The organism is Microbacterium sp. Bi121 (genome assembly GCF_918698005.1).
In the GTDB taxonomy this organism is placed as follows: domain Bacteria; phylum Actinomycetota; class Actinomycetes; order Actinomycetales; family Microbacteriaceae; genus Microbacterium.
Map to the genome: position 1 here is coordinate 517,144 of NZ_CAKKLJ010000001.1, position 21,854 is coordinate 538,997.

The 21,854-nt window shown below is 67.7% G+C and carries 22 protein-coding genes; 6 read left to right on the forward strand and 16 right to left on the reverse strand.

Translation table 11 applies throughout. From position 1 onward, the window contains the following. Positions 1-7: 7 nt before the first annotated feature. The gene (locus LQZ87_RS02465; RefSeq protein WP_230101852.1) at positions 8-595 is read right to left on the reverse strand and encodes an HNH endonuclease; all 588 of its coding nucleotides are present in this window, start codon (positions 593-595) and stop codon (positions 8-10) included. Positions 596-632: 37 nt separating this feature from the next. Continuing rightward, on the reverse strand, positions 633-1,208 hold the full coding sequence (locus LQZ87_RS02470) for a TetR/AcrR family transcriptional regulator (protein ID WP_230101853.1): 576 nt from the start codon (positions 1,206-1,208) through the stop codon (positions 633-635). A 71-nt stretch (positions 1,209-1,279) separates the two neighbouring features. On the opposite strand from LQZ87_RS02470, the gene LQZ87_RS02475 reads away from it, so the two are divergent. Beyond that, complete coding sequence (locus LQZ87_RS02475; RefSeq protein ID WP_230101854.1) at positions 1,280-2,275, forward strand: SDR family NAD(P)-dependent oxidoreductase; 996 nt, start codon at positions 1,280-1,282, stop codon at positions 2,273-2,275. Here the strand turns inward: LQZ87_RS02475 and LQZ87_RS02480 are convergent, their stop codons facing one another. Beyond that, positions 2,276-2,998 (reverse strand): 3-keto-5-aminohexanoate cleavage protein, encoded by a 723-nt coding sequence (locus LQZ87_RS02480; protein WP_230101855.1) that lies wholly within the window; start codon positions 2,996-2,998, stop codon positions 2,276-2,278. A gap of 13 nt (positions 2,999-3,011) precedes the next feature. After that, complete coding sequence (locus LQZ87_RS02485) at positions 3,012-3,239, reverse strand: DUF2188 domain-containing protein (protein ID WP_230101856.1); 228 nt, start codon at positions 3,237-3,239, stop codon at positions 3,012-3,014. Positions 3,240-3,515: 276 nt separating this feature from the next. Here LQZ87_RS02485 and LQZ87_RS02490 point away from each other — a divergent pair, with 276 nt between their 5' ends. Further along, entirely contained in the window at positions 3,516-4,463 is a 948-nt protein-coding gene (locus LQZ87_RS02490; RefSeq protein ID WP_230101857.1) for a zinc-binding dehydrogenase, read from the forward strand. Positions 4,464-4,597: 134 nt separating this feature from the next. Here LQZ87_RS02490 and LQZ87_RS02495 read toward each other — a convergent pair whose 3' ends face one another. The 11 genes from LQZ87_RS02495 to fae form a co-directional block, all read right to left on the reverse strand. Beyond that, positions 4,598-5,704 carry a mandelate racemase/muconate lactonizing enzyme family protein gene (locus LQZ87_RS02495; protein WP_230101858.1) on the reverse strand — a complete coding sequence of 369 codons (1,107 nt, stop codon included), beginning with the start codon at positions 5,702-5,704 and terminating at the stop codon, positions 4,598-4,600. A gap of 80 nt (positions 5,705-5,784) precedes the next feature. Beyond that, a complete protein-coding gene (locus LQZ87_RS02500) occupies positions 5,785-6,720 on the reverse strand; it encodes a glycine betaine ABC transporter substrate-binding protein (protein ID WP_230101859.1) in 936 nt (311 codons plus the stop codon). Between the two features lie 55 nt (positions 6,721-6,775). Then, positions 6,776-7,564: an ABC transporter permease gene (locus LQZ87_RS02505; RefSeq protein ID WP_230101860.1), complete on the reverse strand. Its 789-nt coding sequence runs from the start codon at positions 7,562-7,564 to the stop codon at positions 6,776-6,778. Then, positions 7,564-8,610: an ABC transporter ATP-binding protein gene (locus LQZ87_RS02510; protein WP_290368237.1), complete on the reverse strand. Its 1,047-nt coding sequence runs from the start codon at positions 8,608-8,610 to the stop codon at positions 7,564-7,566. The genes LQZ87_RS02505 and LQZ87_RS02510 overlap by 1 nt, the downstream gene beginning before the upstream one ends. Next, on the reverse strand, positions 8,603-9,268 hold the full coding sequence (locus LQZ87_RS02515) for an ABC transporter permease (protein WP_230101861.1): 666 nt from the start codon (positions 9,266-9,268) through the stop codon (positions 8,603-8,605). The genes LQZ87_RS02510 and LQZ87_RS02515 overlap by 8 nt, the downstream gene beginning before the upstream one ends. A gap of 104 nt (positions 9,269-9,372) precedes the next feature. Next, positions 9,373-10,803: an FGGY-family carbohydrate kinase gene (locus LQZ87_RS02520; protein ID WP_230101862.1), complete on the reverse strand. Its 1,431-nt coding sequence runs from the start codon at positions 10,801-10,803 to the stop codon at positions 9,373-9,375. 1 nt (position 10,804) lies between these two features. After that, a complete protein-coding gene (locus LQZ87_RS02525) occupies positions 10,805-12,271 on the reverse strand; it encodes an FAD-binding oxidoreductase (protein WP_230101863.1) in 1,467 nt (488 codons plus the stop codon). A 53-nt stretch (positions 12,272-12,324) separates the two neighbouring features. After that, on the reverse strand, positions 12,325-13,104 hold the full coding sequence (locus LQZ87_RS02530; protein ID WP_230101864.1) for an SDR family oxidoreductase: 780 nt from the start codon (positions 13,102-13,104) through the stop codon (positions 12,325-12,327). A gap of 1 nt (position 13,105) precedes the next feature. Continuing rightward, positions 13,106-14,596 (reverse strand): NAD-dependent succinate-semialdehyde dehydrogenase, encoded by a 1,491-nt coding sequence (locus LQZ87_RS02535; RefSeq protein WP_230101865.1) that lies wholly within the window; start codon positions 14,594-14,596, stop codon positions 13,106-13,108. Beyond that, a complete protein-coding gene (locus LQZ87_RS02540) occupies positions 14,593-15,525 on the reverse strand; it encodes an NAD(P)-dependent oxidoreductase (protein ID WP_230101866.1) in 933 nt (310 codons plus the stop codon). The genes LQZ87_RS02535 and LQZ87_RS02540 overlap by 4 nt, the downstream gene beginning before the upstream one ends. A gap of 19 nt (positions 15,526-15,544) precedes the next feature. Then, complete coding sequence (gene fae / locus LQZ87_RS02545; RefSeq protein WP_230101867.1) at positions 15,545-16,054, reverse strand: formaldehyde-activating enzyme; 510 nt, start codon at positions 16,052-16,054, stop codon at positions 15,545-15,547. Between the two features lie 107 nt (positions 16,055-16,161). On the opposite strand from fae, the gene LQZ87_RS02550 reads away from it, so the two are divergent. The 3 genes from LQZ87_RS02550 to LQZ87_RS02560 all read left to right on the forward strand — a co-directional run bounded on the left by LQZ87_RS02550 (position 16,162) and on the right by LQZ87_RS02560 (position 19,226). After that, entirely contained in the window at positions 16,162-17,034 is an 873-nt protein-coding gene (locus tag LQZ87_RS02550) for an IclR family transcriptional regulator (RefSeq protein WP_230101868.1), read from the forward strand. A 72-nt stretch (positions 17,035-17,106) separates the two neighbouring features. Continuing rightward, a complete protein-coding gene (locus tag LQZ87_RS02555; protein WP_230101869.1) occupies positions 17,107-18,630 on the forward strand; it encodes an ATP-dependent DNA ligase in 1,524 nt (507 codons plus the stop codon). A 113-nt stretch (positions 18,631-18,743) separates the two neighbouring features. Further along, positions 18,744-19,226: a pyridoxamine 5'-phosphate oxidase family protein gene (locus LQZ87_RS02560; protein ID WP_230101870.1), complete on the forward strand. Its 483-nt coding sequence runs from the start codon at positions 18,744-18,746 to the stop codon at positions 19,224-19,226. Between the two features lie 10 nt (positions 19,227-19,236). On the opposite strand, the gene LQZ87_RS02565 is transcribed toward LQZ87_RS02560, so the two are convergent. Next, on the reverse strand, positions 19,237-20,166 hold the full coding sequence (locus tag LQZ87_RS02565) for a hypothetical protein (protein WP_230101871.1): 930 nt from the start codon (positions 20,164-20,166) through the stop codon (positions 19,237-19,239). A gap of 156 nt (positions 20,167-20,322) precedes the next feature. Here LQZ87_RS02565 and LQZ87_RS02570 point away from each other — a divergent pair, with 156 nt between their 5' ends. Continuing rightward, on the forward strand, positions 20,323-21,795 hold the full coding sequence (locus tag LQZ87_RS02570; protein WP_230101872.1) for an HNH endonuclease signature motif containing protein: 1,473 nt from the start codon (positions 20,323-20,325) through the stop codon (positions 21,793-21,795). Positions 21,796-21,854 lie beyond the last annotated feature (59 nt).

The window sequence follows — 21,854 nt, forward strand, 5'->3', positions numbered from 1 at the left end:
ATCTCACTCAGACCGCATCCTCCACGGGTTCACCTGTCAGCACTGGCTCGGTTGCACCTTCCATACCCGCCCGGATGCATTCGCGGATGAGCTCGACGGTCTTCTCCGCCTCGCGCATCTGCTGCAGGAGCGCCTCGTGGTTGGCCCAGTGCTTCGTCCAAAGCTCCTCGCCGACAAGGTCTGAGAACGTGATCCTGACTGGCCGGGTCCACGCTTCGTAGCGCTCCAATGTCGCAGCACGCTCCTCTATGTCTCCCACGCCGCGCGCCTGCGGCGAGAGACGGGCAGGGCCGAACATCCAGGCACGCCAGTGTTTGTTGCCTTTGCTCTGATTGCACTTGCCGCACGCGGGAACGAGGTTATGGATCTCGTGGATGTATCCCGTGGGGCGCTGGTTCTCGACGAGCGGGCGCAGGTGATCCCACTCCGTCGCGGTGTCGCCGCAGTACGCGCACATGACGGCATCCGTCATCTCGAGGACCGCGAGCGCCTCGTCGATTTCTGCATCCGTCGGCTTGATGATCGGCACGATACCGTTCACGAACGAATTCGTGATGCTCGACGAGCGTCCGGTGATGCGGACGGCCTTGGGCATGGCGAATCGGAAAGAGCTCTGCGTCACGCCCGCGAGCCTACTCGCGGTGAGCGTTCCCGATCCCCCGCATCAGCACATCCACCACTGCATCCACCCGCTCCTCATCCATCTCCCGCCCGAGCAGCGCGGCATACGACGACATCGCGATGAACTGGTCGGCGACAGCCGCGGCATCCACGTCCACCCGCACCTCGCCTGCCTCCTGCGCCACGGCGAGCCGCGCGACGATCTGCTCGATGATCGGGCCAGCCAGCCGTTCGTTCAGAGCGGCGCCGAGCTCGGCATCCGTCGCGGTCACCGCGATCAACGCACGCGCGACCTCGACGCTCGCACCGCGTTCGGCCTGCGCAGACATGGCCGAGAACCACGCACGCAGGTCGGCCGCCAAATCTGAAGTCACCGGCAGGGAGGCCACGGGCAGCGCCCCCTCGAGCAGCGCCTCCCCGAGGATCGCGGCCTTCGACGGCCACCAGCGGTAGATCGTCTGCTTCGACACCTCGGCCTCGGCAGCCAGCCCCTCGATCGTCACCGCGGCGTAGCCGTCCGCGGCGAGCGCGGCACGCATCGCGGCCAGAACCGACTGGCGGGCTTTCTCACTGCGAGGACGAGGCATCCAGTGAGCGTATCGAGGCGTACACTCGTTTATAACGAGACGCTCCGTTGCGAAATGATACAGGAGAAATCATGGCACTGACCGCACACTCCACCATCGGCGAATGGCTGAACGACCCGACGGGCGGCGAGCTCGTCCGCGGGCTCCTCGCGCAGTCCGGTGCCGACCCCGAATCCCTCACCCCGGTGCTCGGCCTGCCGCTGCAGCAGCTCGTCACCCTCAGCCAGGGCCAGATGCCGCAGTCTGTCGTCGACGACCTCGTCCGGGGTGCGAACGGCGGCGAGATCCCCGAAGACACTGAAGCCACCGGCTGGACCGAGCAGGTAACGCCGGGACGCTTCACCGGCAAGACCGTGATCGTCACGGGTGCGGCATCCGGAATCGGCAAGGCCACGGCGTCCCGCATCGCCCGCGAAGGCGGACGCGTCATCGCATCCGACATCGCTGCCGAAAAGCTCGAGGCGCTGAAGGGCGAGCTCCCCGACATCATCGCGGTCGCCGGCGACCTCACCCAGCAGGACGCGATCGACGCCGTCATCGCCGCCGCCGGCGTCCGCATCGACGCCCTCGCCAACGTCGCCGGAATCAACGACGACTTCTCGCCCGCCGGCGAGACGACGGATGCCGTGTGGGACCGCGTCATCGCGATCAACCTCACCGCGCCGTTCAAGCTCATGCGCGCCGTCCTGCCGCTCATGGAGAAGGCGGGCCGCGGGGCGATCCTCAACGTCGCCAGCGAAGCGGGCCTGCGCGGCAACGCCTCGGGCAACGCCTACACGGCGAGCAAGCACGGCATCATCGGCGTCACGAAGTCCGCGGCGTTCATGTACGGACCGAAGGGCATCCGCGTGAACTCCGTCGCTCCGGGCGGCGTGGCCACCGGCATCCCGATGCCGCCGAACATGTCCTCCTACGGTTCCGGGCGGCTGGCGCCGTTCCAGCAGGCGATCCCCACCGTCGCAACCGCTGAGCACCTCGCAGCATCCATCACTTTCCTGCTCAGCGACGACGCCGTGAACATCAACGGTGCGGTGCTCGCGAGCGACGGCGGGTGGTCGGTGCAGTAGTCACCGAACCGGAACCCTCGCCATCGCCGCCCGGACCAGCGCCGCGTTGCCCGACGCGATGCTGCCATCAGGCAGCGTGAGACAGTCCTCCAGCCCGATACGGGAGTCCAGCCCGCGCTCCACGGCGAGATCGAACGCAACCCAGGTCGAACGTCCCTCGCCGTGGAGCAGCAGCGGGATCTTCTCATTCGAACGCCGGATGCGGGCGATCAGTGCATCCGCTCTTTCCCGCACCATCGCGACGTCCAGATCAGGCAGCTCGATCAGCACGCGCATGCAGTCATCCCGCGAAGGGGACCGCGACCACGCCTCTGCTCCGTCGAGACTCCAGGCACCGGCTTCAACGCCGACGCCTCGGCTCACCAGGAGAGCCGCGACCTCATCGGCGCCATCCTCGTGCCAGTTCACCGAGGCGAAGTCCGGCAGTTCGGTCCATGCGTCGATGGCGGCAAGACGCGCCTCGAGGTGCGGAGCGGCCCAGGCTCCCGTCGTCACACCGACGAGGATGCCTGAACACGCCGCCCGCACGGCGGTCAGCCACCGTGCCACATCACCGGCATCCAGGCTGTCCCGCCCGTCAGCATCCTTGGCGTGGACATGGATGCTGCCAGCGCCGGCCGCCACGGCACGCGCCGCGTCAGTGGCGACGACGTGCTCGTGAGCGCTGATTCGATGATGCTCCGCGACGTCTCGTGCACCGTTGACGCACGCCTGAATCAGCATGCCGCGATCCGTCTCAGCCGACGCGATCGCGCGGGTTCGTGCCGTACGCGGCGCGGTCGTCAGACGGGCCCTCGTCGCTCTTCACCGTGTGCTCGACCTGACGAGCGACAGCGGCGCTGCGACCGGCGGCGACGGCATCCTCCTGAGTGTCGAAGCCGGGGCCCAAGGTGCGCGACTCGCCCTCGATCCGGTTGAACCAGGTGCCGCTCTGGTGGAACGTCTCGATGTCTCCAGCAGCCATGTCGACCCTCCTATCTGTGTCGATTCTCTTTCTATTGCAGGTCTTCGATCGTTCCGAGGGCCTTGCCCCGCTGACCGATCCCGAGTAGCGGTGGGTTCACGCCCGGGGTCGTCGTCGGAGCGCGGCGGAGTTCACCCGCGTATCAGAGATTTTCCATTCATACGCATATTCTGCGGCCAGCGAACACTGCCCTCAAGCGGCTGAGTGAACCTAGCCTGGAAGGACGAGGGAGCGTGAAACCCCCGGCTCCCGAACCGCAGTTCTAAGGAGATCAGCATGCGCGCATGGCAGTTCGTCGGCACCCACAAGCCGTTTGAGCGTGTCGACATCGACGAACCGACCGCCGGACCTGGCAAGGTCGTGATCGATGTGAAGGCAGCGGGCCTGTGCCACTCCGACGTCGGCATCCTCGAGGACGAGAAGTGGCTGGCGACCATGAAGCAGCCGCCCGTCGTCCCCGGCCACGAGACCGCAGGCGTCATCAGCGAGGTCGGCGAGGGCGTCACCGAGTGGAAGGTCGGCGACCGCGTAGCCGTCTGGCCGCTGGCTGAGCTCATGGGATACATGGTCAACGGCGCCTGGCAGGACCGCGCCGAGGTCAGCACCGACGGACTCATCGCCATCCCCGACGACGTCTCCTTCGCGCAGGCGGCAGCGGCCACCGACGCGGGCATGACCTCGGTCGGCGCGCTCTCGACCGCAGGCGTCGAGGCGGGCATGAAGGTCGGCGTGATCGGCTTCGGCGGTCTCGGCCAGATCGGCGCCCGCGTCGCGCACCTGCGCGGCGCTCACGTCTACGTCGCCGAGGTCAACGAGTCGATCTGGGATCGCGCCCGCGAGGCCGGTGCCGTCGAGGTCGCGAAGTCGATCACCGAGTTCGCCGACGTCGAGCTCGACGTCATCATCGACTACGCCGGATTCGGCGTCACCACCGCCGACGCACTCAAGACCGTGAAGTCCTCGGGCGGCGGACGCGTCGTGCAGGTCGGCATGGGGAAGCTCGAGTCGACCATCGACACCTACTCGCTCATCCTCGGCCGCAAGCAGCTGCACGGCTCGATGGGCGGCAGCAAGGACGACATCGAAGAGACCATGCGCTACATGGCATCCGGCGAGCTGAAGCCCGCGATCACGGAGATCGACTTCGAAGAGATCCCCGCTGGCATCCAGCAGCTCACGGACGGCACTGCCACAGGGCGATTGGTCGCGAAGGTCGCCGACTGACCCTCCGGCTCCCGGGGCCGGCATGGCCTCGGGAGTACAGCGCTTGTCACCCCGCGTACGCCACCTCCACATCGAGCATCCACGCGCGGTCGGTGATCGTCGCGCCGTTCTCACTAAGCCCAGCGGAACAGCCGTCACCGCACCCGGTACCGCGCCACAGCGTCCTCGTCGATCCGCACGCCCAAGCCCGGAGCATCCGGAACCACCAGATCGCCGGCCGCGTCGATCATCAACGGTTCCATGAAGAAGTCGCGCCGCTCCGGCGTCCATCCGGGTGGGTCGTACGGGAACTCGAGGTACGGCCCGGCATCCACGCCCGCCGCGACGTGAAGGTTCGCCAGCAGACCCAGCCCATTCGACCAGGTATGCGGTGTGAACAGGCGATGCCGCAGGTTGGCCGATTCCGCCACCTGGCGCGCGCGGTACATGCCGACGGCGAGCGCGACGTCGGGCTGGTAGATGTCGAAAGCGTCCGCCTCGATCAGGGCCATGATCTCGGGCAGACTGCGCACCATCTCGCCACCCGATACCTGCACCCCGGTGTGCGCACGCACGCGGCGCGCACCGATCACGTCCACCTGCGGCAGTGGCTCCTCGAGCCACCGAACGCCGAGCTCGTTCAGCTCGGCGGCCAGGCGTTGCACGCGCGCAAGCGGCAGCGCAGCGTCGATGTCACCCGACATCCGCCACATCTGATTCAGGTCGACCATGAGATCGAACCCGTCGCCGACCGCATCCCGAGCCGCCCGTACGGCCGCGACGCCATCCGCGATCCGGTCACGAGCGATGCGGATCTTCATCGCCCGGAATCCGGCCTCCTTCGCTGCGACTGCAGAGTCGGCCCGCGCCTGCGGCGGCTTCAACTCACCGCTTGACGCGTAGGCGGGCAGACGATCGCGAGCGCCACCGAAGAACAGGCTCACCGGCAGACCCGCCACCTGCCCGATGATGTCCCACAACGCTGCTTCCAGCGGCCAATACCGTCCACCGTGGAAGTTGATGGTCTCGATCCTTCGCACCTGGCTGAGGATCTGCAGCGGGTCGGTGCCGATGAACAGGTCGCGATACGCCTCGAACCCGTCCATGGTGTCGCCCGAGCCGTACCCGACGATTCCGTCATCCGTGCGGACGACGACCAGCGTCGCCGGAAAGTCGACCCGCGGGTTCGGATCCCACGCCGCAAGGAACGGCGGATCCAGAGGCAGGTTCAACCGGATCAGTTCGATCTTCTCGATCTTCATCTCATGCCCTCAGAAGCTCTCAGAACTCACCATGATGTGACAAACGAGGAGGGCCACCTCTCGGCGGCCCTCCTCGTGGATCAGATCAGACCTTCTTCGGTCAGCCAGTCGATCGCGACATCCTGCGGGTCCTCGCCGTCCACGTCGACCAGCGAGTTGAGCTCCTGCATGACCTCGGTGGTCAGCATCGGCGAGATCTCGGCGATGATGTCGGCGATCGCCGGGTACTCGTCGAGCGTCTCCTGCTTCAGCGTGAACGCGCCCTGGTACACCGGGAAGAACTCCTCGTCGTCCTCTAGCACGGTCAGCCCGAGCGCCGGGATGCGACCGTCGGTCTGGAACACCTCGCCGAAGTTGCAGTCGTCGCCCTTCTCCGTCGCCGTGTAGATGACACCGGTGTCCAGCAGCGCGACATTCGCGTCCGGAACGTCGATGCCGTACGCCTCCTTCAGACCGGGCCAGCCATCGTCGCGCGTCGAGAACTCGCTCTCGATGCAGAACGTCTGCTCGTCGGCGGGCAGGTCGGCGATGTCCGACAGCTTCTCGACCCCGAGCTCCTCCGCCTTGTCCTCGCGGATCGCGAACGCGTACGTGTTGTTCAGCGGTGCGGGGTCGAGCCAGGCGATGTCCTTCGCGGCATCCGCCTCCTTGGTCGCCTCGAACTGCTCCTCAGCACCCTGCACCGGCGCGGTGTTGCCGTTGTAGGTGATCCACGACGTGCCCGTGTACTCCCAGTAGCCGAGGAACTCGTCGTTCTCGAGCGCCTGTCGCACGTTCGCCGAGCCGACGAGCTTGGTGTTCGCCTCGACATCGGCGCCGTGCGCCTTGAGGAGCTCGGTGGTGATGTGCGCCAGGACGAACTGCTCCGAGAAGTCCTTGGCACCGATCTGGCCGGTCAGACCCTCGAGCTCGTCGCCCTGGCTGCCGGTCGCCGTGCCGCCGGTCGAACAGCCGGCGAGCGCGAGTGCGGTCGCCGCCGCGATCGCGGCGATGGGAAGAAGTCTTACCCGCTTCATAATGGTCTCCTTTGATGCGTACGAGTGGGTGTTTCGGGAATGGATGCGCGGCCTGTCAGAGGCCGCGCGGGGTGACGATGTCTTCGACGAAACCGGCCACCCAATCGATGAGCAGCGCGATGCAAGCGACGAGCACCGCGCCGACGACGAGTACGGGGTAGCGCTGGAGCTTGAGGCCGTTCACGATCATGTCGCCGAGGCCGCCGGCGTTGATGAAGGTCGCGATCGTCGCGACGCCGACGCAGAACACAAGTGCCGTGCGGAGCCCCGCGAGGATCACCGGAACCGCCAGGGGCAGCTCGATGCGCGTCAGCACCTGCATGGGTGTCATGCCCATACCGCGTGCCGACTCGCGCACATTCGCGTCGACCTGGTCGATGCCGATCATGGTGTTGCGGAGCACGGGCAGGAACGCGTAGATCACGAGCGCCACCAGGGCTGTCGTGTAACCCGTCTGCCACACGATGGCGAGCAGGATCACGACACCGACCGCCGGAGTCGCCTGGCCGATGTTCGCGAGCGCCAGCACGATGCTGCGGAACACCTTCGACGGCGACTTGGCCGTTGCGATGCCCAGCGGGATCGCAAGCACGGCGACGAGAGCGGATGCCACGACCGTGAGGCTCAGGTGCTCCCCGATGCGGAGCGTGATGTAGTTCCAGTTGAGCGTCCGCTGCTCGATGGAGTCGAGCTCGAGACTCGATACCCACCACAGGAGCAGCGCGAGGATCACCACGACGACGATCGGGGTGATGAAGCGCTTGAGCGTGAAGATACGTCGCCTGGCGGGCGGCACGAGCGTGCGCGTCGCCATGAGCTGCGTATCGGTGGTGACAGTGGCCATCATGCACCCGCCGGAGGAACACCGGGGAGCTCGGCACCGAGCACCTCGGAGATCGCCTCGACCGAGACCGCACCCACTGCTCTGCCGTCGCCGTCGACGACGTCGATGGCCGGCACACCCGCCAGAACGAGCGCGTCGAGCGCATCACGCAGGCTCGCCTCGACGGGGACCGACGGCACCCCGGACGCACCGGATGCGGCCTTGAGCTTGGCATCCGTGACCGGGATCAAGGCAAGTCGCTTGAGAGCCGCACCCTGACCGATGAACGAACGGACGTAGTCGTTCGCCGGACCGGAGAGGATGTTCGCCGGAGTGTCGAACTGCTCGATCTGGCTGCGATCCGAGAGCACGGCGATCCGGTCGCCGAGGCGGATCGCCTCATCGAAGTCGTGCGTGACGAAGATGATCGTCTTGCCGATCGACTCCTGCAGGCGCAAGAACTCCGCCTGCAGCTTCTCGCGGGTGATCGGGTCGGTCGCCCCGAACGGTTCGTCCATGAGCATGACCGGCGGATCGGCTGCGAGCGCACGCGCAACACCGACGCGCTGCTGCTGGCCGCCGGAGAGCTGCTTCGGGTAACGGGCGGCGAAAGTGCCGGGATCCAATTGCACGGTCTGCAGCAGTTCGTCGACGCGATCGGCGATCTTCTGCTTGCTCCAGCCGAGAAGCCGCGGAACGACCGCGATGTTCTCGGCGATGGTCATGTGCGGGAACAGGCCGATCTGCTGGATCACGTATCCGATGTGCCGACGCAGTTCGTTCGGGTTGAGAGACAGCACGTCGCGCCCGTCGATGGCGATCGACCCCGACGACGGCTCGATGATGCGGTTGATCATCTTCATCGTCGTCGTCTTGCCGCAGCCCGACGGGCCGACGAACATGACGAGCTCACCAGGGCGGACGCTCATCGAGAAATCGTCGACGGCCGGCGTCTCCTGCCCCGGGTACACCTTGGTCACCTTGTCGAGCGTGATCGCAACCCCGCTCTGGGCGGAGTCTGCGGATGCTGCGTCAGTTGTGGCGCGAGTGGCGGTGGAATCAGACACGGAGCCCCCTCGAGGTGGTCAGGCGGGTGATGAGGACGAAAGCGCCGTCGACGAGCAGCGCGAGGATGACGACGCCGAGCGTGCCGCTGAGAGCGAAGTTCAACGCGTTCTTGGAACCCAGCGACGACAGCCCCTGGAAGATGAGCTGACCCAGGCCCGGACCGGCGACGTAGGCGGCGATCGCGGCGATGCCGATGGTCAGCTGGGCCGCGACCCGAACGCCGGTGAGGATGATCGGCCAAGCGATCGGCAGCTGGATGGTGAACAGGATCTTCGCGGGCGACATGCCCATGCCCTTGGCCGATTCCATGATCGCCGGAGACACTTCGCGCAGTCCGACGGCCGTGTTCCGGACGATCGGCAACAGTGAATAGAAGATCAGTGAGATGACCGTCGGCGTCCAGCCGAGCCCGAACACCGGGGTGATCAGAGCCAGCAGCGCGAGCGACGGGATGGTCAGCGCGACACCGGCGGCGGCGATGGTCAGCGAGCGCGGCACCGGACGATTCCACACCGCGATGCCGATCAGCACGCCGATCACGGTGGCGAGCAGCACGCTCAGTGCCACGACGGCGATGTGCTGAAGAGCCAGCTCGAGGATGTCGTCCCAGCGGCGGCTCCAGAAAGTGAAGAGCCCCTGCAGATCGAAGCCGTTCATGAGCACCTCACCTTCTCTTCATCGAGCAGATCGGCGGCCACCGTGGCCGTTGGTTTGAATCTAGGACTGGAGTTCGCGAGCGTGCAACCAAGGTTGTGCATATGTCAACGCACCTCTTCGGGATCGATCGCGAGCTGCGCGGCGGACCACGCGTCGACGGCATCCATGCGTGCGCGGATTCCGCGATGCCACGGGCGAAGACGTTCATACGTGCCGGATACGGGGGACGGATGCTGTTGCTCCGAGCGACCGACCATGGCCTGGACGGCGGCGTCCCAATCCGGATGCAGTCCGCTGCCCACTGCCGCGCAGACCGCGGCTCCGATGCCGGCCGCGTCGTCAACGTTCGCCCGCTGCACCGGAAGGCGGAGAACATCGGCGATCATGCCCACCAGAAGCGGTGACTGCGCACCACCGCCGGTCACGAGCACACTGCGGAACGTGCGCCCGAGCTCCGCGGCCATTGCATCGATATGGTCGGCCATCGTGAACGCGATGGCCTCGAGTACGGCCCGCTGCAGATGACCCCGGCTTTGCGAACCCGAGAAGCCGACGAACGCCCCACGTCGATGCGGTGCGTCGTCCGGCGCCAGCCAGTCCAGCACCGCGGCGACACCGTCGCAGCCGGGTGGCACCGCTTCGGCGGCCTCACCGAGTCGCCTGTCGAGCAGGTACAGATCGTCTCCGGCATCGGTCGGCTCATGCAGCAGCGAACGCAGCCAGCTCACGGTCCACATCCCTCGGCGGATGCCAACGGACTCGGCCAGATGCTGACCGGGACGCGAGCCGAAGTTCACCCAGTGCGCAGAGCCGCCCTCCGGCGACTCGGCGATCGTCATGGCTGCGACGTACGTGCCCAGAGAGAGCAGCACCTCGTCCTGCGATCCGAGCCCGGCGCCGAGCGCCTCGACCGCCTTGTCGTTGGCCGTGGCGAACACCGGTATGCCCGGTGGCAGACCTGTGACCTCCGCAGCGGCTGCCGTCACGGTCCCGAGCGTTTCACCGGGGTCGACGAGATCGGACAGCATCTCCGGCGACATCCCCGTGCGGGCGTAGTCGGCGGCATCCGTGCTCCATCGCCACGTGGCGTGGTCGATCGGCCACATGCCTTGGTGATTGGCCGCGGCATCCGTGAACCGGCCGGTGAGGCGGTGCGTGATGTACCCCGAAGACGTGGTGATCCTGGCGACGTCCGGCGACGGCTCGTGCGGACGGCCGACGCGCTCGTCCATCCAGCTCAGCAACGGCTCCGCGAGCGTGCCGTCGGCCCGCAGCAGTGCACGGCAGAAACGAATCGTGCACAGTCCGATGCCGACGATCTCACCGACGTCACCGTCGAAGCGCGACATCGCCGTGCGGCAGGCCGCCGCGATCGACTCCCACACGTCGTCCCCGGGGTGCACGCTGCGACCCGGTGTGGGCGACTCGTATGCCCGCAGTCCGACTCTCGCGGAGGCATGCACGCGCCCCGCGGCATCCGCGATCAAGACTTTCGTCGATTGCGAACCGTTGTCGATCGCGACGACGTACGCCACGTCAATCCTCCAGCGCGAAGATCGTCCCGGGATTCATGATCCCCTTCGGGTCGAGCGCGGACTTCAGCCGGCGCAGCAGTTCGGTCGCCGACCCGTGCTCCTGCTCGGTCCACGACGTGCGGTACTTGCCGATGCCGTGGTGATGCACCATCGAGCCGCCGTGGCGCAGCGCCTCTTCGACCACGATCGCATTCAGCGGCTGGTGGTACTCGGTGATCTCCTGCCGGGGCTCGACGGTGATGTTGTAGTCGTACACGAAGTAGAGGTTGGTGCCGGTCTGGTAGCTGTGCGACGAGTGGGCGCCGAGCATCGTGAGGTCCTGCGCACGGGGAAACTCCTCGCGCACCCGCCGCATGACCGCTTCATACAGATCCACCACGCGCGACCAGTCGACGGACACCTCGGTGGTGTATCCGAGGTGTGACTCGGTGAGCATCGTCGCCCTCTCGCGGTCGATCTTGTCCTGACCCCAGTTGAGGTTGTGGAACCACTGCTCGATGAGCGCATCGTCGACGCGCTCATGCTGCTTGCCCTCGAACACCTCCTCGATCGCCTCCGCTGTCGCATCCGCGAGACGCTTGGGGCCCTCCGCGACGAGAACGACGACGTTCTTCCCGTCGTGGAAGTGTGCGAAGTGCTGGCGAGCATCCTCGGGAGAGTAGACGCGTGCCACCGACGGTCGGTACCCCTGCGTGACGAGCTCGCGGAGCGCCTCGACACCGGTGCCGAACTCGTCGGTGAGGAATCCGAAGAACCGCAGGTTCTCTGGCTGGTACGGCCAGATCTTCACCGTCACCTCGGTGACGAAGCTCATCGCGCCCTCGTTGCCGATGATCAGGTGTCGGATGTCGGGGCCGGCCGCGCGTCTGGGCACGTTCTTGATGCGCGTCACCGTGCCGTCGGCGAGGACTGCTTCGAGCCCGACGACCATGTCCTCGATCCCTCCGTAGAGAGTCGAGAACTGTCCGATCGAGCGCGTCGCGACGAGCCCGCCGTACTGTGCAAGCGGCTTGGACTGGGGCGAATGTCCCGTCGTGTATCCGATCGCCCGCAGCTCGTCCTCCACACGCTGAAGCGGGGCGCCGCCCTGCACCGTCACCATCATGTCGGTCGTGTTGACGTCGAGCGTCCGGTCCATCCGCGAGCCGTCGAGCACGATCGTGTCGTCGACGACCACCTCCAGGCCACCCTCGGTCGCCGTGCGCCCGGTACGGGGGATGACGGCGATCAGATTTTCGTTCGCGAATCGAAGGACCTCGGCGACCTGCTCGGTGGACTCCGGGTAGACGATCACCGACGGGAACGGCCCGTCGAAGATGCCGTGCACGGCGGTGTACTTCTTGAACCTGTCGACACTCGCCTCGCGCAGTGCAGTCTCATCGATGTCGATCTGGTCAGGGCCGAGCAGCCGGGTGACGTGCTCGACGATCTGCGCAGCGGTGAGCGAGGAACGGGACGCGACCATCATGTTCTCCTGGGGTGTCGGGGTGTGGCGGATTCGGAGCGGGTTTCAGCACAGCCTCAGCGGACGAGGTAGCCGCCGTCGACGACGAGGGTGTGGCCGTTGACGTAGTTGGACGCGGGGCTGGATAGGAAGACGACGGCGCCCATGAGGTCGGCCGGATCGCCCCATCGACCGGCGGGCACATGATCGATGATGCGTGCGTTCGCCGCCTCGTCGGCACGGGTGCTCGTCGTCAGCGGAGTGGCGAAGTACCCGGGCGCGATGGCATTGACCTGGATGCCGAAGGGCCCGAGTTCGTCGGCGTAGGCCTTCGTGAACCCGACGACGCCGGCCTTGCTCGCCGCGTATGCCGGCGACTGCCGCCCGCCCAGGAACGAGAAGAGGGATGCGATGTTGACGATCTTGCCGGAGCCCTGCTCCATGAAGGTGCGGGCCGCGGCCTCGGCGAACTCGAACGTCGCGGTGAGGTTGACCTGGATCATCGGGTCCCACTTGTCCCGTCCGAACTCGCGTACATCGTCGCTGAGCAGGTTGATGCCGGCGGAGTTCACGAGGATGTCGAGGCCGCCGAGTGCCTGCCCGCACTGATCGACCATGCGCTGCGGCGCACCGCGCTCCGTGACGTCGACCTGCGCGAACTCGTAACGGCGGCCCGTCTCCTCGACCAGTCGACGGGTGGTGCCGTCGTCGTCGGCGAGCGACGGCACGAACACATCGGCTCCTGCCTTCGCCAGCGCGAGCGAGAACGCCCTGCCGAGACCGCCGTTGCCGCCGGTGACCATGGCGCGCTTGCCCTCGAGAGAGAACAGCGCCGTGCTGAAGTCCGTGATCTCCATTTCACGCCTTCCGTGATGCGAACGGGTCGGCGATGCCGACATAGGTGGTCTCGAGATACTCGTGGATGCCCTCGAATCCGCCCTCGCGGCCGACGCCGGACTGCTTCACGCCGCCGAACGGTGCGGCGGGGTTCGACACCACGCCGGCGTTGAGTCCGAACATGCCCGTCTCGAGCTCTTCGGCCAGACGCAGTCCGCGATCGAGGTCACGGGTGTAAGCGAAGCACACCAGACCGAACTCCGTGGCGTTGGCCAGACGGATCGCCTGCTCCTCGGTGGAGAAGGTGATGATCGGTGCGACGGGGCCGAAGATCTCCTCGCCGAGGATCGCTGCGTCATCCGGCACTTCGACGAGCACGGTCGGCTCGTAGAAGTAGCCGGGGCCAGGGATCGCGTTTCCGCCGACGGCGACGCGAGCGCCGCCCGCGACGGCATCCTTCACGAGCTCCGCGACCTTGTCGCGTGTGGCCGCGTCGACGAGCGGACCCATGGTCGAGTCCGGCTCGGTGCCCCGCGCCGGCACGAACGCGGCGATGCGGGCGGTGAACTTCTCGGTGAACTCGTCCGCGACCGACTCGTGCACGATGAAACGATTCGCGGCGACGCAGGCCTCGCCGCCGTTGCGCATCTTCGCCGCAACGGCGCCCTCGACCGCCGCGTCGATGTCGGCGTCTTCGAACACGAGAAACGGCGCGTTGCCGCCGAGCTCCATCGAGACGCGCAGCACCTGCTCGGCCGAGTCGGCGATGAGGCGTCGGCCGACTTCGGTCGATCCGGTGAACGACAGCTTGCGCAGGCGCTGATCCTTGATCAGCGGCCCCGTGACGGCGCCGGCCCGGCTGGTGGGAATGATGTTGAGCACGCCCTTCGGAAGGCCGGCCTCCTCCAGGGCCTGCGTCAGCAGCAGAGCGGTCAGCGGCGTCAGTGCCGCAGGCTTGAGCACCATCGTGCACCCGGCGGCGATCGCCGGCGCGATCTTGCGGGTGGCCATCGCCAACGGGAAGTTCCACGGGGTGATGAACAGGCAGGGCCCAACGGGCCGCTGCACCACGACGAGACGATTGCGTCCGTCCGGAGCTGTGGCGTACCGACCGGAGATGCGCGGAGCTTCTTCGCTGAACCAGCGCAGGAACTCAGCGCCGTAGGCGACCTCCGCGCGCGCTTCGGCGAGCGGCTTGCCCATCTCGAGCGTCATCGCGAGGGCGAAGTCCTCGGCGCGCTCGGTCACGAGCTCGAACGCACGGCGGAGTATCTCGGCACGCTCGCGCGGGGCGGTGCGGCCCCACGCCTTCTGGGCGGCGTGCGCGGCGGCGAGCGCGGCATCCCCGTCTTCGACCGTCGCGTCGGCGACCTGCGCGAGCACCTCACCCGTCGACGGATCGTGCACGTCGAAGCGCAGGCCGCTCGAGGCGGGACGCCATTCGCCGTCGACGTACAGGTCGACGGGCACCCGCTCGAGCAGGGCGGTCTCGTCGGAAGCGGTCACGGTCATCGTGCGAACTCCTCAGTCGGCGTGCGACGCAGTGGGGCGCCGACGAGGTCTTCGTACAGCTTGAAGGGTGTCATCTCGCCGGCGCGGTCTCCGAACAGCGCCTTCGCACGACGGAACTGCTGTTCGACGAGCGCGGAGAGCTCGACGGGGATGCCGACCGATCGAGCGAGATCCACCGAGAGGCCGAGGTCCTTGCAGGCCAGCACCAGAGCGAAGCCTTCGTCGTAGTCTCCACCGTCGAGGATCGATAGCACGTCGTTCTCGAGGAAGTTGCTGTTCGCCGGGCTGGCGATCAGCGAACGCCGCAGCACTTCGAGATCGACGCCGGCCTTGACACCGACAGACAGTACCTCAGCAGTCGCGATGAGGTGATTGAACCAGAGCTGGTTGATCATGAGCTTCACCGCGTAGCCCGCACCGTGTCCGCCGACGTGCAGTACCCGATCGGCGTCGCCCATGGCGTGGAACACGGGAAGCAGCCGATCGACATCTGCCGCGTTGCCGCCGATGAAGATCTGCAGCGTGCCGTTCGAAGCGCCGACGGACATGCCGCTGACCGGCGCGTCGAGGATGCGCAGTCCACGGTCGGCGTAATCCGTGCGCACCGCGTCTGCGACTTCGGGCACCGATGTGGACATGTCGATCCACGTGCCGCCATCGGCGATTCCGGCGAGGATGCCGTCGGCACCGTGCAGTGCGTCACCGACGTGCCGTGGCGTGGGGAGCATCGTGATCACCAGGTCGCTGTTCGCCGCGACCGCGGCCGCGGAGTCCGCCCAACGGGCGCCACCGGCGACGAGCTCGGCTGCGGCTTCTCGGCGCAGGTCGGTGACGACGAGCGGGAAACCGGCCGCCTGGAGGTTGCGGGTCATCCCGCTGCCCATGTTGCCCAGGCCGACGAAGCCGACGGTGGGGAGGGAGTCAGTCATCAGGATCCGTTCTCGTCGATCAGTCAGTAGGGGCCGTGTAGAAGGGGTTGCGCGGTTCGTTGCGGGCGGCCAGCACGTCGTCCAGCGCGGGCAGCTGCTCGACGCCGTTGCGCAGGGCGGTGCGGGTGGCCTCTCGGTTGTTGCGGTACACGGCGTCAGCGTCGTCGGCGCCGGGGTTCACCCAGACTGCCGCGATGATCACGTCGGAGTCCGCCTCTTCGGGGCTGATGACGCCGTCGGCGACGGCGTCGGCGACTCCCGCGGCGACGCCTGCCTGCGCCGGACCCCAGATCAACAGGCCGTGCTCGTCGGACTCGGGAGCAGCCTTCGTGATGAACAGCGTGAGCGGCTTCACGGGGAGCGAGGGCTGCAGGACGGCGACGAACGGGACATGGCCCGCGCTCGGCGTGCCGAGTGCTGTGGCCCAGGCGATGCCGGCTGGGCCGGAGCGCGGCCCGGCGACGGTGTTGATGTGGGCGGCGTTGACGCCTTCTCCCACGAAGCTCTCGCCGATGCGTGGATCGGTCATCGGAGTCCCCTCTCTCTGCATTGAGTCTGTGTGTCACCACGATAGGAACAACAGATGCCGATACGCCACTTGCAGATGCGCACATGGCAACTGTGTAGGGTGGGCGCATGGAGAACGCAGAGAAGCTTCCACGACGGAACACGTCAGGCCTGGCCCGCGACATCGAGATCCTCGAGGCGCTCGGCAGCCCGGAAGCCGCGCCGGGTGGGCTCGGCGTCGTACGCGTCGCACAACTCACCGGACGCGACAAAGCTGTCGTGTCACGGTCGCTCGCGACCCTGTCGGAGGCCGGACTCGCAGAGCGCGACGAGAGCACCCTCGCCTACCGACTCGGATCGCGGCTGTACTCGATGGCAGCCCTGACGCTCGAGAGCCGGCTCGCGGCGAAGTCGCGTCCGATCCTGCGACGCATGGCCCAGCAGGCGCGCGAGACAACGCACCTGTGCGTTCTGCGCGGCGGGAACGTGCTCACGATCTCGAGCGAGATGAGCCCGCACGAGTTCCGCACCACCGGATGGGAAGGGGTGACGACAGCCGCGTGGCGCACACCATCCGGACGAGTCCTGCTGAGCGACTGGGACGATGAGTCGCTGGTGCGCTGGTACGACGTGCACGGGCGCGATCAGGTCATCGTCGGCCCGGTGCCGTCGCACTCCGTCGGGTTCGCCGTGCTCCCGGCACCGCCCGAGGACAAAGCGCTGGTCTACGACCTTCCGTCGCTGCGCGCGGAGCTCGCCCGCATCGGCACTCGCGGCTACGCACTGCTCGACGAGGAGCTCGAACTCGGCGTCGTCGGCGCATCGGCACCCGTCCGCGACTACAGCGGCCGCATCATCGCGGCCCTGAACATCAGTGCTCCCAAGATCCGCATCAGTGATCGATTGGAAAGCCTCGCGCGCTACGTCAGTGCCGCAGCGGTCGAGTTGTCTGCACAGCTGGGGTTCGACCCCGATGCAGCGGTCGCAGAGAAGCCGGCCTGAGTCGTCGGCTCGGGCATCACTCGGAGGCGTCTGCATCCACCGAACGTCCGACCCCGGTGCAATGATCGCTTCATGAGGCTCTCCGAGCTCGTCGACACCACCCGCGAGGTCGCGGCCACCTCGTCGCGCCTGGCGAAGATCGATGCGCTGGCTCGATTGCTTCGGGATGCTGCGCCCGACGAGCTCCCGGTGATCGTCGGGTTGCTGCTCGCATCCCCTCGGCAGGGGCGGCTCGGGGTCGGATGGCGCGGCATTGCGGCACTGGAGATCACACACTCGACCGAGACGACGCTCACGATCAGCGATGTCGACCGGGCGCTGGACGAGCTCGCTCACGCATCCGGCTCCGGCTCGGCCGCCCGGCGCACGGGCGCCCTCTCGGCACTCGCAAGCGCAGCCACAGCGGATGAGTGGGACTTCCTCGCCCGCGCCATGCTCGGCGAGCTCCGCACCGGCGCCCTCGGCGGTGTGCTGCTCGACGCGATCGCGAAGGCATCCGACCGTGCGCCGGCGACCGTCCGCCGGGCCGCGATGCTCTCCGGCGACCTGGGCGAGACCGCGCTCCTCGCCCTCACCGGAAGCGCGGCCGAGCTGGAGGAGGTCGGATTGCAGGTGGGCCGCCCGGTCCTCCCCATGCTCGCGGCCACCGCTGCGACACCGACGGCCGCGCTCGAGCTCACCGGCGAAGCATCCGTCGAATACAAGCTCGACGGCGCCCGTATCCAGGTGCACCGGCACGGCGACGAGGTCGGCGTCTACACCCGCAGCCTCGCCGACATCACCCACCGCGTGCCCGAGATCGTCGACATCGTGCGAGCCCTGCCCGCCCACGACCTCATCCTCGACGGCGAGACGCTCGCGCTCGACGAGGACGGCGGGCCGCGTCCGTTCCAAGAGACGATGTCGCGCTTCGGCGCCGACGTCGCGCGCACCATCGCCCTGCGCCCGTGGTTCTTCGACGCGCTGCACGTCGACGGTCGCGATCTGCTCGATGAGCCCCTGTCCACTCGCCTTGAGGAGCTCGACCGCGTCGCGGGCGAATGGCGGATGCCGGGCATCGTCACCGCCATTCCGTCCGCGGCGGAAGACCTCTCCCGCGAAGCACTCGCCGCCGGCCACGAGGGCGTGCTGGTCAAGGCCATCGGTTCGCCGTACTCCGCCGGGCGCCGCGGCAAGTCGTGGGTGAAGGTGAAACCCGTGCTCACGTACGACCTCGTGGTGCTCGCCGCCGAGTGGGGATCGGGGCGGAGGCGCGGCAAGCTCTCGAACCTGCACCTCGGCGCGCTCGACCCTGACGGCGAGTTCGGCGAAGCGGGCGGGTTCGTCATGGTCGGCAAGACCTTCAAGGGACTCACCGACGCCCTGCTGGACTGGCAGACCTCGACCTTCCCGTCGTACGAGACGTCGCGGTCCGCGCACGCGGTGCTCCTGCGCCCCGAGCTCGTCGTCGAGATCGCGATCGACGGCGTGCAGCGCTCGCCCCGCTATCCGGGCGGCATCGCCCTGCGCTTCGCCCGGGTCAAGGGCTATCGGCCGGACAAGACGGCGGCCGAGGCGGACGCGATCCAGACGCTGCGGGGGTTGCTGCGGGAGTGAGGTGATGCGTGCGTCCCTAACGCGACCCCGCCGACCTTGCAACCCCCTTCTCCTGTGCCTCTGGGCGGATGCACTGTCGTACGCACCAGCACCCGGACAGAAAGGCCACCGCCATGAGCGACACCACCGATGACCGAACCAAGGTCGCAGAGCTCGTCAAGAAGTTCCGCTTCGCGATGTTCGTCACGAACCACGACGGCACGCTCGTCGCCCACCCGCTGACCGTTCAGGAGGCTGAGTTCGACGGCGATCTGTGGTTCCTCGTCTCGAAGACCTCATCGCCCGTTCACGACCTCGCCGCGGACTCCCGCGCCAACGTTGCACTGAGTTCGAACGACGCATGGGTCTCGCTCTCCGGCACGGCACGGCTCGTCGAAGACCGCGACAAGATCGCAGAACTGTGGAACCCGATGGTCGATGCCTGGTTCCCGGAGGGGCCAGACGACCTCGACGTCGGCGTCCTGAAGTTCAGCGCAGACTCGGCCGAGTACTGGGACAGCCCCGGTGGAAAGATCGCGACAGCGTTCAGCTTCGTCAAGTCGAAGGTCACCGGCGAACGCTATGAGGGCGGGGAAAGCGGCAAAGTCGACCTCTGAGTTCGACTGTTCAGACCTCCCGTTGCGGTGACACGGACGTCCTCCCGGGCGTCCGTGTCACCAGCATCCGTACGACGACACCGATCACGCCGATCACGAGCGCGACCACGGCCGGTTGCCACAGCACGGCGACGGCCTGCGGGAACACCTGCGTGCCGGCCTCGGCCATCATTCCGAGGTCGCCGTCGAACACCCGCGACCCGAGCGCGTACATGATCGCCGTGAACAGCGCCGGCACGATCCAGACCGACAGCAGCCCGACGACCCACACGCCCAGCCGGCCGATCGGGCGCACGCCGCACCACGCGAGCGTCACGCCGACGATGACCGCGGGGAGCCAGCGCAGCACGTCCGCGATGAACTGCGGATACCCCATGTACGTCGTGAACGCCGTGATCGCAGTGCCGATCCAGTTCGCGAACGGCACCGCCGCCAGCACGATCCCCAGCGCGACCGGACCCACCGAGCGCCGCGAGGTCAGCCACAGCCCGAGCTGTGCGAGCAGGATGCCGGCGACGACTCCGCCCAGCATCCCGCCGAAGTACAGCACCTCGCGGGCGCCCGCGGTGCCGTCCCACAGGCCGAGGCCCGCGCCGAGAACTGCGAACGCCTGGAGCGTGACGATCAGGTGCACGAGCAGCACTCCGAGCGCGGCGGGGCCGGGGCGGAGCATCCATCGCCGCCCCGCGAAACGCACCACGAGGCCCGCGACGACGCCGCCGAGCAGCAGCATGACCCAGATGTTGATCGCGTAGTACTGACTGAGCGGCAGAAGCGAGAACGGCATGTCGTCGGGCAGGGTCTGCTCGTGCCACAGGTTCTGCAGCGGCAGGATGCCACCGCCCACCCACGATGGGAACAGCATCACGGCGGCGGCCCCAGCCCCGATCAGCAGGGACGGCCAGAATCGTCCGCGGACGGGTGGAGTCTCGGATTCCATTCGGCCAGCGTGCCAGATGACGGGCGGATGCCGGTGCACGCCGCGCTCGCGTCACTCGCTCTCGCGTCAGCCGCGCAATCGGGCCCGATGATCGTCGGCGCGACCGCGAACCCCACACAAATGCTAAATGTCGGTGGCCCTCACGATACTGGAATCATGACCTTCGCAGCCGAGATCACCGACCGCGCGACAGCGCTGGTCGCTGTGCTCGGAGCGGACGTCGAGTCGCAGGATCTCGCGACTCGGGCGGCTCTGCTGGGCGACGCGGATGCTGTGTTGGTCGCCGAGGCGGCGGCCGCGCTGATGCGCTGCGCCGAGCTCGCGCAGGTGGCGGCCGTCGGCGTGATCGCGACTCGTTCGACGCGGGATGCCGGGCACTCGGGCCTCGCGCAGTCGCGCGGGCATCGCACGGCGTTGTCGCTCGTTCAGGAGCTCACCGGCACGGGCAAGGCGGATGCTGCGCGCAAGGTGCGCGTGGGCGAATCCCTGCTGAGCGTGCCTGAGCCGGTCGCCGACGAGGCGCTGGACGTGGGTGCGACGGTCGAGAGTCCACCGCAGCCGGCATGGGATGCTGCGCTGAGCGAGGCGCTGTTCGCGCAGACGATCACGGCGGTGCAGAACGACGCAATCAGGCAGGGGCTCGGGGAGCCTGTGGTTGTGGAGGATGATCCTGCTGCGTCTGCTGATTCTGCGGCAGAGGCCTGGGCGCTGGCGGCGGAGCATCTGATCGCAGAGGCTGCGAAGGTGTCGCTGGATGAGCTGCGGCAGACCGCGCGCTCAGTGCGCGATCGGCTCGACCCCGAGGGCGCGAAGCGCCGGTTCCTGGAGCGGTACGAACGCCGCAGCTTTCGGCTCTGGATGGATGCTGACGGCAATCGACGGGGGTCGATCCTCTTCGACGACGAGGGCTGGCTGCAGGCGCAGACCCTGCGCGACAACGCCATGCGGCCGCGGCGCGGTGGACCGCGGTTCGTCGACTCGGCGGAGCGCGAGCGGGCGGCCGATCTCACTGCGGACGAGCGGACCAACGATCAGCTCACATACGACCTGTTCTTCGACGTCGTGCGGACCGGCACACTGGCCGACGCTGAAACCGTGTTCGGCACCCGGCAGGCCGGCATCCGGCTCGTGCGGGTCGTCGACGAGCCGACGGCCCACGCCGAAGACGGTCTGACGACCCTGCCGAGAGCCGTCGCCGACCAGCACGTCTGCGACAGCGGGTACGTCCCGGTCACCGTCGACGCGTGCGGCAACCCCCTCGACGTCGGGCGAGAACAGCGACTCTTCACGTCCCGACAGCGCATCGGGCTGGCCGTGCGCGACGGCGGGTGCATGTGGCGAGGGTGCGACCGTCCCGCTTCCTATTGCGAGGCGCACCACATCGACGAGTGGAGCGCCGACGGCGGACGGACGGACATCGATCGCGGGATTCTGCTGTGCCGGTTCCACCATATGAACCTGCACCACCACGGATGGCGAATCACGCGCAAGGGGAAGGACGATTTCGTCCTCCATCCGCCGGGCGACAGGTTCGGCGCGGAGTCGATCCTGCTGCAGAAAAGCCTTCCGCTCGCGTACGCATGGGCGGGGATCGATCCACCGCCGCGAAGATTCCGCCCGGCTGGGTGAGCCGGGGCTCGGGCTCGGGCTCGAGCGATGCGGATCCGGGCCGGACTCGCCGCGCGGGC